Genomic DNA, 14,737 nt, shown 5'->3' with positions numbered 1-14,737 from the left:
CGATGCGGGACGTCGAAGCGCTTCGACGGGGGAAGGTAGGCGGGCGCCGCGAACAGGTCAATGGGTTGGACCGGAATGGTGGACGGCGTTCGACGGGCCGGACAGCGAGGTGTGCCGGGGGGAGCGGACCGGGGAGTGCGCTCTCGCGCCCAGCGTGGCGATCGCCAGCGCGGTCGTCGCGGCCGCGACCGGGACCGTGTAACCGGCGGCCGGTGACAGGTGCTCCACCATCCATCCGCCCGCCGCCGAGCCGCCGGCTATCCCGCCCAGCAGGCCGGTCACCGCGAGCGTCATGCCCTCGTTCAGCCGGCCCTCGGGCGTGCGCCGCTGGACCAGCGTCATGCCGGTGACCATCGTCGGAGCGGTCGCCATGCCGGCCACGAGCAGCGCACCGGCGAGAACCGTGAGGGAGCCGGTGAGCCGGACGGCGAGGAGGGGCAGCGTCAGCAGGACCGCCATGGCGCCGACGCACACCGCGTACCGCCGCGCGGCGAGCGCCTCGGAGTCGAAGCGGGCACCCCGGCGCATCGCGCCGAACACCAGACCCGCCGCGCACGACCCCGCCGCCTGGAGGGCGAGCACCACACCCGCGGCGGACTTGTGCCCGCGCTCGTCCGCGAAGGCGATCGTCGCCACCTCCATCGCCCCGAACACCGCCCCGGTGGCGAGGAAGGAGAGCAGCAGCGGAGGCATTCCGGGCGCGAGCACGGGTGAACCCGATGCCGTGGCCGGCCGGAGCGGCGGCTGTGTCGAACGCTGCGCGGTGAAGAGCAGCACGCCCGTCATCAGCAGCGCGCACCCCACGAGCATCCCGGCCTCGGGCGAGACCGCCCCGCAGAGAAGGGCCGCGAGGACCGGGCCCAGCATGAAGCACAGCTCGTCCACGGCCTGTTCGAAGGAGTTCGCGGTGTGCAGCGCCGCCGCGTCCCCGCCCAGGAGATGGGCCCAGCGCGCGCGGGACATCCCGCCCGTGTTGGGGGTGGTGGCGGTGGCGGCGTACGCGGCGAACAGGGCCCAGTCGGGCGCGCCGAAGCGCACGCACGCCACCAGCCCCGTCCCGCCGAGCAGCGCGAAGGCCGTGGCGGGTACGGCGACCCGGGCCTGCCCGTGCCGGTCCACGAGCCGCGCGGTCCAGGGAGCCACCACGGCCGTCGTGGCCAGACCCGTCGCGGTGACGGCGCCGGCGAGTGCGTACGAGCCCCGGGCGCCGGCGATCATGATGACCGCGCTCACGCTGAACATGCCCATGGGCAGCCGGGCGACGAGGTTTCCGAGGGTGAAGGCGCGGGTGCCGGGCAGCGCGAACAGACGGCGGTACGGGGTGAGCGGTGACATGGGTGAACCGTCGCCCGGCGCCCCGGGAGCGGTCCAACACCTACTCCGTCGCGATTCACGCATCTGCGTTGTAGATTCGCGTGATGCCTGGTCAACGCCCCTTTCCCGGTCATCTGGACCTCCGTCTGCTGCGTGCCTTCCTCGCGGTCGCCGAGGAGTTGCACTTCACCCGCGCCGCCGCCCGTCTGTATGTCGCCCAGCAGTCCCTGAGCCGCGACATCCGGCGGCTGGAGCGCGAGCTCGGGGCGGAGCTGTTCGTGCGGACGACCCGGCAGGTGACGCCGACGCTGGACGCCGAGCGGCTGCTGCCGTACGCGCGCCGGGTGCTGGAGGCGCACGACGCGCTCCTCGACGCCTTCGCCCGGCCCGGCGGCGAGGAGCGGGCGCTGCTCGTCGACGTCAACACCGCCGGTCTGGTCTCCAGCCGTGTCCTCGACCGGGCCCGCTCCCTCGCGCCGGGCAGCGAGCTGATGGCCCGTTACGAGACCGGGCTCACGGGTGCGGCGGCGGACATCCTGGCCGGCCGGCTCGACGTGTCGTTCGGACGGTTCGCGGGACTCGACCCCGCCGTCCGGGCCCGTCTTGAGCAGCGGCTCGTGCGCTACGAGCCGATGGCCGTCGTTCTGCCGGAGGACCATCACCTCGCCGCCCTGGAGGCCGTTCCGCTGGCCGCGCTCGCCGGCGAGACCGTGTACGCGGGGGCGGGGAACCCACGGACCCTGGAGTGGACCGACCTGGCACATCACCTGTTCGAGGGACGGGGCATCAGACTCGCGTCACCCGCACCGGTGGCGGTCGGAGCCGAGGAATTCCGGCGGATCATGGCGAAGCGGCGGAATCCCGTCCTCGCCGTGGTGGAGTTTCCGGCCATGCCCGGTTCGGTGTCGAGGCCCCTGATCGACCCCGTTCCGCTGTCTCCGGTGTCACTCGTGTGGCGCAAGGGGCTTGTCCATCCGGGGATAGATGCGCTCATACGGGCCGCTATCGAACTCGCGAGCGAAGAAGAGTGGCTACTGAACCCCCAAGAAGGGTGGATTCCAGCCACTGACGCCCTTGTCTTCACTCCCCGTGCATAACTCGTCACGCATGAGTCCTCCACGTGCGCTACATTCTTCGTCCGGGCGAGATGTGATATTGGGGGCGTTTGGGGCGGGCGGGGGCCCGATCCAGGCGGTATCGACAGCATTTGCCCAGAGTCGTCGCGCACTCCTGAGCCATCCCGTGAGGGGATGCACATGCGCGTAGGTAACTGGCGGAAAGACGCCCAATCGGCTGAGCGGAAAAACGATCAGCCGGGCAGATATCGGGCAGATATCGGGCCGATCCGTCACCGGGGTGACAAGCCGAGGCGTCGTACGCCCGGCCGACGCCCGGCAGAGCGATTTCGTGGCCGGAAATGGGAGTTGGCATCAGTCCTGAGCGTGGGGAACGCGCCGAGCGAGCAGTCGGCGGACGTCCCGAGCGAATCCCGGAGCCGGAGACCGAATTGCTCGTCGGTCGCGTGGCGGAGACGGGAGTGTCCACCGGCCGTCGGCCCGAGGCGGGTTCGGCGTCCGGGGGTGAGCCGGGGTCGTGGCCGTCCTCCGGCGGCACGGCGAGTCCGTGGCCCTTCACCCGTACGTCCCCGGCACGGCCCCGCTTCGGCGAGCCACCGGCCTCCGGTGGCGGGCCGGCCCCCGGCGACGGACCGCCCTTCGCCGACGGACCGCCCTTCGGCGCGGGAACGTCCTCCGCCGACGGGCCGCCCTTCGGTGAGGGGGCGTCCTTGCCCGGCGGGCCGGTGGCCGACGTGCTCGCCGGAGCCGCGCCGGACCGAGTCCGGCGACCGCGCGCCTCCCGGCGAAAGCAGGGCCACGCGGCGAACGGTCACGACCCGCACGGATCCGTGATCGGGCCCGACGGCACGGGCTCCGGGCCGGAGGAACCGCCGGACCCGGGCACCCCCGCGGCCACCGAGATCTCGGACGGCCCCGTCTTCGTCGACGCGTCCGGCCGCCGCAGCCGCCGCTACCGCCGCCTCGGCATGCTCGTCGCCGTGGCCTGCGCCGTCTACGCCGTCGTGATCGTCGCCACGCTGCTGTCGGGCAACTCGAACGCGCCCTGGCTGCCGGTACCGGGTCAGGAGGAGGACACGCCCGCCGGACAGGTCGAGGCCTCACCCCTGCCCACCCGGTCGGTGAACCCGGCAGGCAAGGGCACGGCACCCGCACCCGGCGCTGTGGCCAGGGCTGCTGACGGAACGACACCCTCACCCAGCGGATCCGCGACGAAGGGCGCCTCCCCGAGCGCCTCCGCCAGCGCGTCCGCCGACCCGGGTCCCAGCGCGCCGGCGACGAAGAAGCCGAAGCCCGGCGTCAGCACCAAGGCCGCGGGTCCCGGGCCCAGACCGTCCACCTCCGCGGACGGCCAGCCCTCGCCCAGCACCACGACGACCTCGCCCGGCAGCACGCCCGCCCCCACGGAGAGCACGGGCGCCACAGGCTCCACCGGGACGGGGACCGTACCCAATGGGTGAGCCCCGCCCGAGCGCACCCGCCCGGCAGGACCATGCCTCCGCCGGCGCGGTGGCGCGGTGCGCGAAGGACCCGTCCATGACAGGGCCCGGATTCCCCGGCTCCCCGTCCGCACGCTCCCTCTGGCTCCCGGAGAACCGTTTCTGATGTCCCGCACCAGCCGCCACGGGCCGTCGCCCGGCACCCCGGGAGCCGGCCCCGGAACCACCCCGCGGCGCGGCCGCGACGCCCGGCGCCGCCGCCTGCCCATGCGCTTCCTGCTGCCCGTCCTCTTCCTGGTCGCGATGATCGCCATGCTCATGCTGCGCGGCTACGTGCACACCGAGATCCTCGCGGACCACCGCGTCCGGCCCGAGGCGGCCACGGACAAGGTGCCGGAGAAGATCCTCGACGGCGGCCCGGTCATCGACACCCGCAGCGGCCGCACCACCAGCCTCGGCGTCCCGGACCACCGGCTCGTCCTCACCTTCGACGACGGACCGGACCCGACCTGGACCCCCGAGGTCCTGGACGTCCTGAAGGCGAACCACGCCCACGCCGTCTTCTTCGTCACCGGCGCCATGGCCTCGCGCTACCCGGGTCTCGTCGAGCGAATGGTGAAGGAGGGCCACGAGGTCGGCCTGCACACCTTCAGCCACCCCGACCTGTCGTACCAGTCCAAGAGCCGTATCGACTGGGAACTGTCGCAGAGCCAGCTGGCGTTGGAGGGCGCGGCGGGCATCCGCAGCTCCCTCTTCCGGCCCCCGTACTCCTCCTTCGCCGACGCCATGGACAACACGTCCTGGCCCGTGACGCAGTACGTCGGAACACGCGGCTACATCACGGTCGTCAACAACACCGACAGCGAGGACTGGCAGAAGCCGGGCGTCGCCGAGATCATCCGCCGGGCCACGCCCAAGGGCGGCAAGGGGGCCGTCGTCCTGATGCACGACTCGGGCGGCGACCGGCATCAGACCGTGCAGGCGCTGGCCACGTTCATTCCCCAACTCCAGCGTCAGGGCTACGCGTTCGAGAATCTCACCGAGGCGCTCGACGCGCCGAGCGCGAACACCCCGGTGAGGGGCCTCGACCTGTGGAAGGGCAGGGCCTGGATCTTCCTCGTCCAGGCCTCGGAGAAGGTCACCGACGTCCTGGTGGTCGGGATCGCCGTCATCGGCGTCCTGGTCTTCACCCGCTTCGGGATGATGCTCCTGCTCTCCGCGCTGCACGCCCGCCGGGTCCGCCGCAGGGACTTCCGCTGGGGCGCGGCCCCGGTCACCGAACCGGTTTCGGTGCTCGTCCCGGCGTACAACGAGGCCAAGTGCATCGAGAACACCGTGAACTCCCTCGTGGCGAGCGAGCACCCTCTGGAGATCATCGTCATCGACGACGGGTCGAGCGACGGCACCGCCCGCATCGTCGAGGACCTGCGCCTGCCGAACGTACGCGTCGTGCGCCAGGCCAACGCCGGGAAGCCCGCGGCGCTCAACCGGGGTCTGGCGAACGCCGGTCACGACATCGTCGTGATGATGGACGGCGACACCGTCTTCGAACCGGCGACCGTCCGCGAGCTCGTCCAGCCCTTCGCCGCCCCCGAGGTCGGCGCGGTCGCGGGCAACGCCAAGGTCGGCAACCGGGACTCGCTCATCGGCGCCTGGCAGCACATCGAGTACGTGATGGGCTTCAACCTGGACCGCCGTATGTACGACATCCTGCGCTGCATGCCGACGATCCCGGGCGCGGTCGGAGCCTTCCGCCGCTCGGCCCTGGAGCGCGTCGGCGGCATGAGCGACGACACGCTCGCCGAGGACACCGACATCACGATGGCCCTCCACCGCGACGGCTGGCGTGTCGTCTACGCCGAGCGGGCGCGGGCCTGGACCGAGGCCCCGGAGTCCGTCCAGCAGCTCTGGTCCCAGCGCTACCGCTGGTCGTACGGCACGATGCAGGCGATCTGGAAGCACCGCCGCGCCCTGGTCGAACGGGGCCCGTCGGGCCGCTTCGGCCGGGTCGGCCTGCCCCTGGTGTCCCTGTTCATGGTCCTGGCCCCGCTCCTCGCGCCCCTGATCGACATCTTCCTCGTGTACGGGATCGTCTTCGGCCCGACCGGGAGGACGCTCGTCGCCTGGGCGGCCGTCCTCACCATCCAGGCGGTCTGCGCGGCGTACGCGTTCCGCCTGGACAAGGAGCGCATGTCCCATCTCATCTCGCTCCCCCTCCAGCAGATCCTCTACCGGCAGTTGATGTACGTCGTCCTGCTCCAGTCCTGGATCACCGCCCTGACCGGCGGCCGGCTGCGCTGGCAGAAGCTGCGGCGCACGGGTGTCGTGGGGGCGGCGCCCGGATCGGTCCCGCAGCAGGAGCGGGTGTCGCACAGCGGGAACGAACGGAGGCCGGTCGGATGACCACGCACGAGTACCCGGCGGGGGCGACTCCGCCCTTGGGAACCCCCCGGCCGGCGGTCCCGTATCCGCGGACGGGTACGGGGCCCGGGACGGAAACCCCGCCCGAGGCCGGACAGTCGTCCGAGGCCGGACGGTGGTCGTCCGAGGCCGGACGGTGGTCGTCCGAGGCCGCCGTGGCCGAGTCGCCTGCGGCCACGACGGCTTCGGCTTCGGCGCCTGCGGCCTCGGCGTCTGCGGCTTCGGCGCCTGCGGCCTCGGCGTCTGCGGCGGTCGACCAGGGTGGGAAGCCGGCCCCGCGCCGCCCCGGCCGTGACCGCTATCTCGACCTGCTCCGCTCCATGGCGCTGGTCCGCGTGGTCGTGTACCACCTGTTCGGCTGGGGCTGGCTGACGGTCGTCTTCCCTTCCATGGGCGTGATGTTCGCGCTGGCGGGCTCCCTGATGGCGCGCTCACTGAGCCGGCCGGCCCTCAGCGTGGTCCGGGGACGCCTGCGGCGCCTGCTGCCGCCGTTCTGGGCGTTCGGCGCGGTGGCGCTGGCCATGATGTTCCTGGCCGGCTGGAATCCCGTGAAGGACCCCGATCTCGGCGGCGCCTGGGGCCTGGCCGACCTGCTCAACTACGTCGTACCGATCGGCGCCCCTCCCTACCCCGAGCATCTCGGTTCCCCGTCCGGCCTGTTGGAGGACAGCTGGGCGGTCCAGGGCGCGGGCGTGCTCTGGTACCTGCGCGCCTACCTCTGGTTCGTGGTCGCCTCCCCGCTCCTGCTGCGCGCGTTCCGCCGCGTTCCGTGGATGACCGTGCTGGCCCCCCTCGTCCTGACGGCGGTGGTCGGCACCGGGCTGGTCACCCTTCCCGGTGAGACCGGCAACGCCGTCACCGACTTCGCCGTCTACGGCGGCTGCTGGATCCTGGGCTTCGCCCATCACGAGGGGAAGCTCGCGCAGGTCCCGCGCTACCTCGCCGTCTCGTGCTCGGCCCTGGTGATGGCCTTCGGCCTGTGGTGGGCCTCGGGTCATCTGGGCCCCGACGGCTGGGACCTGAACGACATCCCGCTGGCCGACGCGATGTGGTCGTTCGGATTCGTGGTGATCCTGCTCCAGTACAGCCCGTCCTGGCAGAAGCTGCCGGGCCGCCTCGCGCGGTGGGACAAGCTGGTGACCCTGTCCAACAATCGCGCGGTCACGATCTACCTGTGGCACAACATGCTCATCATGGCCACGGTCCCGATCCTCGACCAGCTGTACAACCTCCCCTTCATGGAGAGCGACCGGGCGACGTCGGTCCTGGACGCCACCTACACGCTGTGGATGTTCGTGCTGGTGTGGCCGCTGATCGGCCTGACCATCCTGGCCTTCGGCTGGATCGAGGACATCGCGGCCGGACGAGGCCCACGCCTCTGGCCGAACGGTTCCAAGAGCCGCGGATCCACGGGGCGTTCGGCGGAGCGGGGCCGCAGGTCCAGGGCGCGGCACTAGTCGTTCACTTCGCGGTGTCACTCGATCGAAGGTTTCGAGGAGGCCGTTTCGTCACTATTTGCACCTCTATATTCCTCTCCGGATGACATCTCGGCACCCTTTGTCCCGAAACGGTCGTACCGGCTCCGGCTAGCGTCACGGGCACTCGCCGAGATCCGGAAGGAGTGGAGGGCGTGGCAGAGCGGCTGACCGTGGACGGCGACGAGTTGTCGCACTTCATGAAGATGCTCAGGGCGTCGACCGAGTCGTTGCGGGGCCTTCGCAGGGCACTGGAGGACGCGACGGTCACCGGTCTGGGCACGGACGATCTCGACTGTGCCTGCGAGGACTTCCAGGACGACTGGAAGTACGGCGCCGACCGGATCGGCGAGCAGACCGAGGACCTGGCGAAGATCATCGGAAAGAGCCGGGACAGCTACCGCGAGGTGGACGAGGCACTGGAACAGTCCCTGAAGAAGTCGGGGAACGGCGGGGGCGGTGGTACGAGGTGACGTACCGGCCCACGGACACCGGAGCGGCGCTCGACCCGCGCTCCCTCGCCGACCGCGACAAGCCGCAGGGTCTCAAGTCGGCCCCGCGCATCCCCAACCCCGACTATCCCCATCTCGGGTTCAACCCGGTGCCGGGCAGTACGGAGACGGTGAGCGGTCTGCGCAAGAAGCTCACGGGGTGCGCGCAGGTTCTCGAAGAGACGCACGGACTCGTCACCAGGCTGATGGACGGCAGCTACTGGAAGGGCGACGCGGCCGTCGCCTTCCGCGAACAGCTCGACGGCGGGCCCCTTCCCCTGAACCTGAAGAACGCGGCCCACTCCATCCGCAAGGCGGCCGGGCAACTCGGCCGCTGGGAAGGCGAACTGGACGAGTTCCAGCGGCGGGCCAGGCGGCTCGAAGGGGACGCGAGGGACGCGCAGGACGCCGTGGACCGGGCCAAGGGGCACGCCACGAAGGCGGGGGACAGTCCCGACCTGGACGGGAAGGGCGCCGCGCACGACGAGGCGCGGAAGGCGTTGACCAGGGCGAAGTCGGCGGTGGAGGACGCGGAGGACGCCCTGCGCGCGATTCGCCGCGAGGCCCGCGCACTCGCGGAGGAACACGAGAGCCGGGCTCAGCTGCGGGCGGGCAAGATCCGCGCGGCCACGAAGAAGCTGGCGCCCCATGAACCAGGCTGTTTCGACTCGGCCCTCGACTGGATCACCGAAAACCTCCCGGACATCCTGAGCACGCTGGGGGCTGTGATCGGGTTGGTGGCGTTGTTCGTTGTTTCGGGTGGGACGCTGGCCGCGGTGTTGTTGTTGGCGGCTTCGGTGCTCAGTGCGGCGGCGTTGACTACCCGACTTTCTGAGAACCCCACGGTGTGGGCGTCACTGAGAGACGGCTTTGCCAAGGGCGAGCTCGACACCGACTTCTGGAGCAACCTCGTGACTGTCGGGGGTGACGCTCTCGGAATGGTTCCCGGCATTGCCGCAGTGGGGAAGGGCGCGGCGATTGGGCTTCGCGCTGCGAGCGAGACGGGTGATGCTCTCTCGCTCGGCGAACGGATCGTCCGCACGGGAGGCAGCACCATGGACCATGCGAAGTCCATTTCGAGCTTGGACAATGCACTGCTCGGCTTCACGGTTCGCGGCGCCAGAGCTGCGCAGATCACGAGAGGGATCGAGGTCACCTCGGCCTCGCTCGGAGTCGGCACCGCAGGCCTCGGCCTCGCCCTGAGCACTGTGGACACCGACGACGACGGGATCAAGGACGGCTCGGTGGCCGGTGTCGATGGCGCCAGGCTCGGCCTCGATGCCGGAGGGCTCGTCAATATCGCCCGTCATGTCTTCTGAAAGGCGTCACATGACTCCGGCCGAGTACTCGACCGCGTGGGATCATCCTCCGACCAGGAGAGCCTTTGTTCTGCATTTCACGATGATCGCTCTGCGCTTCATCGGCTGGATCGCTGTCTGGGTCGGCGCCCTGGCCTTCTTGGTCGTCTATCTGTCTCCGGGCTACACCCTGCTCTTCCTTCCAGTACTGGGCTATGCAGCCTTCCGAGCCGTCCTCCAGCTTGCCTATATTCGGCCTTCCATCTACATCCAGCGTGTTCTCTGGGAGTACCCCTGGCAGGTTTTGGTGGGTGTTCCTCGGGGGCGGAATCGGCATCCTGGGGTTCAAGAGGACGAGATGTGGCTGGAGTTGCCCAATCCTGAGGACCCCGGGGAGCGGATTCCGCTGTTGTTTCTTTCCGGGATGCGTACCTTCTGGTGGATGCGAAGGTTCGGCACCGCCCGGACGAAACCGGAACTGAAGGCGGAGATCGAGCCGCTCTGGTTCGCCGGCGACCCCCGTTTCATCGCCGTCATCGCGGCTCGCGCCCGAAAGGGAACGGCCCCCAGGCGACTCCATCTGCTGTATCAGCGCACGGCCACAGGACGCCGGGGCATCGCGCCGACCGACTGGAACGCGAGCCTCGCCGCCCTCGAACGGGCCCGCCGTTCCGGCGCCCACGTCCCCGACGCGGTGCGCCCGCACACACACCCCCGCTGACCCGTACCGGCAGGATTCGATGACCACGGCTCCCCAGTTCACCCTCGCGGACTCGGCCGACGACCCCGAGGCCGAGATCTGGTTCGCGGAACCCGCAGGTTTCACCGCCGTACCCCTGGACGCGTTGCTGCCCGCCCCGGACTCCCCCGTGGCGGACGGGCTGCGCATCGCTCTCGACCCGTTCCTCCAGGCCGCTCCCGACGAGCCGGCGCGGCAGCGGTTCATCGACCGGCTCGCCCAAGGGCAGCGACTGCTCGGCGCGTTGAGGGAGGAAGGAACCGTGCACTGTTCGATCGGGCTGCACCGCGACGACGTCGGCGGGGACGCCGTGTGCGACGGACGGCCGTTGCTGTCGTTCCTCACCGTCTCCTGGCGTGCCACGGCGGTGGCGCCGCGCGCCGTGACGGCCGCCCGCGCGGTGAGCGGGCTCGACGCGCGGGCGCTCGTCGAGTACGCCGAACTTCCGTGTGGACCGGTGACGTTCAGTGAGAGCGTGCGTACTCCCGCGGCTGTGGAGGGGGTTCCTCGGACGTCCCTGGTCCAGTTCCGGGCTCATGTGCCGCATCCGGACTGCAAGCGGCTGGCCGTATTCACGCTGAGCACGGCGGCGGTCGGACACCGTGAGCATTACCGGGTGATCCTGCTCCGGATCGCGTCCCTGGTCGCCTTCGACGGTCCGGGGGCTTTGCGGTCAGCAACTGGGTGAACTGGAACCTGGGCCGGCGTCGCTCAATCGAGTGCTTCGGAAGGGCAGTTGGAGGAGCTATGGCCCGCTATGGCCAGGCACTGTTACTCGCTTGGCACCATTCGCGCTGGTGTCGTCGCACAGGCCCCCGCTAGCGTGTTGGTGCCCTTCCGCACCCCACGCCGCACAGGAGTCTGCCGTGAGCCGCCGTTCCCGTCTGCTTGTCACAGCCGCTGTCGGAGCGTCAGCCGCGCTGCTTTTGGCCGGGTGCGGCGGGGGTGGTGACAAGCCGAAGGCCAACGACAAGATCGCCGGCGCGGATACCACCGACAAGCCGTCCCCTTCACCCAGCGCGACGGCCTCGACAGCTGGTGCCGGGCGCCCCGAGATCGCTTTCCCGGCCGGCGTCAAGAACATCTTCGAGGGTGAGAAGACAGGCGACCCGGCGAAGGATGCCGTCCTCGCGGACAACGCCCTCAGCGTCAACTCCATGGATGACGCGATCTTCCGGGGTAGCGTCAACACCAAGGCGCTCGGCTTCTACAACTCCGGCAAGGCGCTCAACGCTGCGATCACCTATGTCCAGGGTTATCTCGACAAGGGGGACACCTGGGTCGGTACGACCCGGTACTTCGACCGGCGTGTGACCTTGTCCGGCACCACGTCGGCGACGGTCGTCTACTGCTCGGACGAGAGCAAGTCGTTCCTCAAGAACCGAAAGACAAAGAAGGCCAAGAACACACCCACGACGGCGGACAGTTACGTGCTCTACAACGCCAAGCTGGTCAGGAATGGTCAGGGAGTGTGGCAGACGACGGACATCATCTCGGACCGGGGGGCCAAGGCGTGCCAGCCGTGAAGCAAGCAGCCAAGGTAGCCGCGGCCGTGACAGTGATGGTCCTGGTGGCCCTGGCCCCCGGAGTCGCCTACGCGGGCGGACGCGGTGGCGACGGCAACGTCGGGCAGACGCAGCAGCACGGCGACTCGGACGGGAATGGCACTCTTTCTGCCACCGCCGGCGTCGTCGTGTTCGATCGGTCCAAGAACGGGGCCGGGGGTTCCTCCGGGCCGGTGGTCTCCTCTTCCGGGAGCTGGACCCCGCCCGCCTGCTACTACGCCCCGAAGTACACCCCCGATCAGCTTCAGAAGTACCTGGAGCCCATCTGGAGCGCCGAGTCCACCGGCCCCGAATGGGACCAGGAACAGCGGGACAAGTACGTCAACGGCGGCGTGGCCAAGGACTTCAACAAGGACAAGGCCGGCAAGGGCTACTGGTGGGACTCGTACGTCACCGCGGGCCGCGAGGGCGACCCGCACGCGCTGGACTGCACGGAGTCCATCTTCTGGGTCGACAAGGGCGCGGCCCCGCCGGCGAACATTCCGCGGGCCGTCACCCCGGAGACGCTGGCGCAGCTCGCCTACGGGGAGATACGCGTCCCCTCGACCAAGGTGGACCTGGCTCCCACGGGTACGACGAAGGTGAACCTGCCGACGTGGGCGTGGCTGGACACGGCGAAGTTCAAACCGGTCTCGGTCACCGCCTCCGTTCCCCTGCTGAACGTCAGCGCGACGACCACCGCGGAGCCGGTCGCGCTGAAGATCGAGCCCGGCACGGCGGACGCGCAGACCTATCCCGCCTCGGGCGTCTGCCGGATCACGGGCGATCGCATCGGCGAGGCGTACGCCAAGGGCAAGGCCGAGGACACACCGCCCTGTGGGGTGAAGTACCTGCGCTCCTCGGGCGACGGCTCGTACAAGCTGCGGGCCACCATCACGTGGAAGATCCACTGGACGGGCACCGGTGTGGCGGACGCGCGGAACCTGCCGGACGGCACGTTCGGGGCGGACCAGGACGTCGTCGTGCAGGAGATCCAGTCCATCAACCGCTGAGGCGGGTCCGCGGGGCAGCCCCCGTACGTCGGTGGCGCTCCCCACGGCCGGTACGGTCCCTATGTCCCGCACCCCGCCCAGCCCGGACCCGTACCCCCGCAGCCACCCCGATAGATCCTGTCCGGCCCGGTTAGTCCTCCCAGATCTCCGGCAGTGCGAACGCGGCGAAGACCGTGGGAAGTTGGAAGACCACCGTGTGGCTGACCGCGCCGTGGTCCGCCGTGAAGACCTGGAGGGTGTGCAGGCGGTGCGCGTCGTCGCCCGGGGCGCGGACGTACGCCGCCAGCGCGGGCTGGCCGTTCGCCGAGGTGGGGCGCAGCCGCCAGTCCGTGCCGCGCATCGCGAAGACGCGGGCGATGAAGGCGACGTAGGCGTCGGGGCCGACGTACCAGTTGAGGACCGGGGGCATCTCCAGTACGACGTCACGGGTGAGCAGCGTGCGCAGGGCGTCGAGGTCGGCGGCCTCGAAGGCGCGCAGATAGCGGTCGATCACCGCGCGCTGCTCGTGGTCCGGCGGTTCCGTCACCTCGTCCTCCGACAGACCGGCCTCGCCGAGTCGCGCGCGGGCCCGTTGGAGCGCGCTGTTCACGGAGGCCGTCGACGTTTCGAGGGCCTCGGCCACCTCGGTCGCCGGCCAGGCCAGGACGTCGCGCAGGACGAGGACCGCCCGCTGCCGCGGGGGCAGCAGCTGCATCGCGGCGACCAGGGCGAGACGCAGACTGCCCCGGGCGGCGACCACGCGCGCGGGATCGCCGGCCCCGGCCCCGGTGCCGAAGACGGGACCGGCCGCGCCCTGGTCCGGGAACGGTTCCAGCCACGGCACCTCCGCCCCCAGGGTCATCGGCGCCCCGGGGTCCTCCAGCGCGCCCACCAGGCCCGACGGCAGAGGTCTGCGGGCGCGGCCGCGCAGCGCGGTCAGACAGCGGTTGGTGGCGATGCGGTACAGCCAGGTGCGCAGGGACGCGCGGCCGGGGTCGTAGCGGTCGTAGGCGAGCCAGGCCCGCAGCATCGTCTCCTGCACCAGGTCCTCGGCCTCGTGCACCGATCCGACCATCCGATAGCAGTGGGTCAGCAACTCGTGGCGGTAGGGAGCGGTCCGCTCCTCGAAGCCGTCGCGCCGCCGGACGTCGTCGCGCCGCACGGAGTGGTCACCGCGCCGCACGGAGTCGCGCCCGCGTCGCCCGACGCCGTCGTCGCGCGCTCCGGGGCCCTCGTGGCCCCCGTCGAACCCGTCGTCGTCACGTGCCTGCATCGTCCGCTCCTCGGCCGCGTCCCGCCACTCACCGGTACCTACCTCCGGACCCGTCCGAAGTCATCGCCCCGGCACCGATGAGTCCGCGGCGGCCCGGAAGTACATAGGGGCGCCGAACCCGATCGAGCGAGAGGAACCATCATGACCAGTACCGACGACAGCCAGGACGTCCGGACCGTCCTCGACCGTCTCTACTCCGCCTGGGCCGAACACGACGCCGACGCCTTCGCCGCGCTCTACACCGAGGACGCGACCGTCGTGATGCCGGGCGTCTTCAACGACGGGCGTGACGAGATCCGCGCCTACATCGCGGCCGCGTTCGCCGGACCGCTGAAGGGATCCCGGCCGCTCGACGAGCCCCGGCGGATCCGCTTCCCGCGCCCCGGCACGGCCGTCGTCGTCAGCGAGGCCGGGATCCTCCTGGACGGGGAGAGCGAGGTCCCCGCCGACCGGCAGCACCGGGCGACCTGGGTGCTCGTCCGCGACGGCGCCGACGGGCCCTGGGCCATCACCTCGTACCACAACGCGTCCGTCTGACCGCCCCGGCGGGAACGCCGTTGGACCAGCCCGCCGGACGTCCCTCACCCGGTTCCCGACCCGTCCTCACCGCCGGGTCCCGGACCGGGTGAGAGCAACGTTCCCTTCAGGTCACTCACAGGCACAGCGCGGAAACGC

At 70.7% G+C, this 14,737-nt stretch carries 13 protein-coding genes; 11 read left to right on the top strand and 2 right to left on the bottom strand.

Going from position 1 to position 14,737, the window contains the following annotated elements; genetic code table 11:
• Positions 1-57: 57 nt before the first annotated feature.
• On the bottom strand, positions 58-1,335 hold the full coding sequence (locus tag ACZ4AA_RS04165; RefSeq protein ID WP_467594868.1) for an MFS transporter: 1,278 nt from the start codon (positions 1,333-1,335) through the stop codon (positions 58-60).
• An 83-nt stretch (positions 1,336-1,418) separates the two neighbouring features.
• Between ACZ4AA_RS04165 and ACZ4AA_RS04160 the strand changes: the two genes are divergently transcribed.
• The 10 genes from ACZ4AA_RS04160 to ACZ4AA_RS04115 all read left to right on the top strand — a co-directional run bounded on the left by ACZ4AA_RS04160 (position 1,419) and on the right by ACZ4AA_RS04115 (position 12,810).
• On the top strand, positions 1,419-2,411 hold the full coding sequence (locus tag ACZ4AA_RS04160) for a LysR family transcriptional regulator (protein WP_467594864.1): 993 nt from the start codon (positions 1,419-1,421) through the stop codon (positions 2,409-2,411).
• 440 nt (positions 2,412-2,851) lie between these two features.
• Positions 2,852-3,850, top strand: coding sequence for a hypothetical protein (locus tag ACZ4AA_RS04155; RefSeq protein ID WP_467594861.1), 999 nt, complete (start codon positions 2,852-2,854; stop codon positions 3,848-3,850).
• Positions 3,851-3,991: 141 nt separating this feature from the next.
• A complete protein-coding gene (locus ACZ4AA_RS04150; RefSeq protein ID WP_467595150.1) occupies positions 3,992-6,232 on the top strand; it encodes a bifunctional polysaccharide deacetylase/glycosyltransferase family 2 protein in 2,241 nt (746 codons plus the stop codon).
• The gene (locus ACZ4AA_RS04145; protein WP_467594858.1) at positions 6,229-7,707 is read left to right on the top strand and encodes an acyltransferase family protein; all 1,479 of its coding nucleotides are present in this window, start codon (positions 6,229-6,231) and stop codon (positions 7,705-7,707) included. Before ACZ4AA_RS04150 ends, ACZ4AA_RS04145 begins: the two co-directional genes overlap by 4 nt.
• A gap of 173 nt (positions 7,708-7,880) precedes the next feature.
• Complete coding sequence (locus tag ACZ4AA_RS04140; protein ID WP_467594854.1) at positions 7,881-8,198, top strand: hypothetical protein; 318 nt, start codon at positions 7,881-7,883, stop codon at positions 8,196-8,198.
• Positions 8,195-9,535 (top strand): zinc ribbon domain-containing protein, encoded by a 1,341-nt coding sequence (locus ACZ4AA_RS04135; protein ID WP_467594850.1) that lies wholly within the window; start codon positions 8,195-8,197, stop codon positions 9,533-9,535. Before ACZ4AA_RS04140 ends, ACZ4AA_RS04135 begins: the two co-directional genes overlap by 4 nt.
• 10 nt (positions 9,536-9,545) lie before the next feature.
• On the top strand, positions 9,546-10,235 hold the full coding sequence (locus tag ACZ4AA_RS04130) for a hypothetical protein (RefSeq protein ID WP_467594847.1): 690 nt from the start codon (positions 9,546-9,548) through the stop codon (positions 10,233-10,235).
• 19 nt (positions 10,236-10,254) lie between these two features.
• Positions 10,255-10,941, top strand: coding sequence for a hypothetical protein (locus ACZ4AA_RS04125; RefSeq protein ID WP_467594844.1), 687 nt, complete (start codon positions 10,255-10,257; stop codon positions 10,939-10,941).
• Positions 10,942-11,119: 178 nt separating this feature from the next.
• The gene (locus tag ACZ4AA_RS04120) at positions 11,120-11,779 is read left to right on the top strand and encodes a hypothetical protein (RefSeq protein WP_467594841.1); all 660 of its coding nucleotides are present in this window, start codon (positions 11,120-11,122) and stop codon (positions 11,777-11,779) included.
• Positions 11,780-11,814: 35 nt separating this feature from the next.
• On the top strand, positions 11,815-12,810 hold the full coding sequence (locus tag ACZ4AA_RS04115) for a hypothetical protein (RefSeq protein WP_467595147.1): 996 nt from the start codon (positions 11,815-11,817) through the stop codon (positions 12,808-12,810).
• Positions 12,811-12,940: 130 nt separating this feature from the next.
• On the opposite strand, the gene ACZ4AA_RS04110 is transcribed toward ACZ4AA_RS04115, so the two are convergent.
• The gene (locus ACZ4AA_RS04110; protein WP_467594838.1) at positions 12,941-14,062 is read right to left on the bottom strand and encodes a sigma-70 family RNA polymerase sigma factor; all 1,122 of its coding nucleotides are present in this window, start codon (positions 14,060-14,062) and stop codon (positions 12,941-12,943) included.
• 141 nt (positions 14,063-14,203) lie between these two features.
• On the opposite strand from ACZ4AA_RS04110, the gene ACZ4AA_RS04105 reads away from it, so the two are divergent.
• A complete protein-coding gene (locus tag ACZ4AA_RS04105) occupies positions 14,204-14,599 on the top strand; it encodes an SgcJ/EcaC family oxidoreductase (RefSeq protein WP_467594835.1) in 396 nt (131 codons plus the stop codon).
• Positions 14,600-14,737: the final 138 nt, after the last annotated feature.

The sequence above is a fragment of the Streptomyces sp. NPDC024698 genome (assembly GCF_055559015.1).
This window is presented reverse-complemented; position numbering and strand designations above follow the sequence as displayed.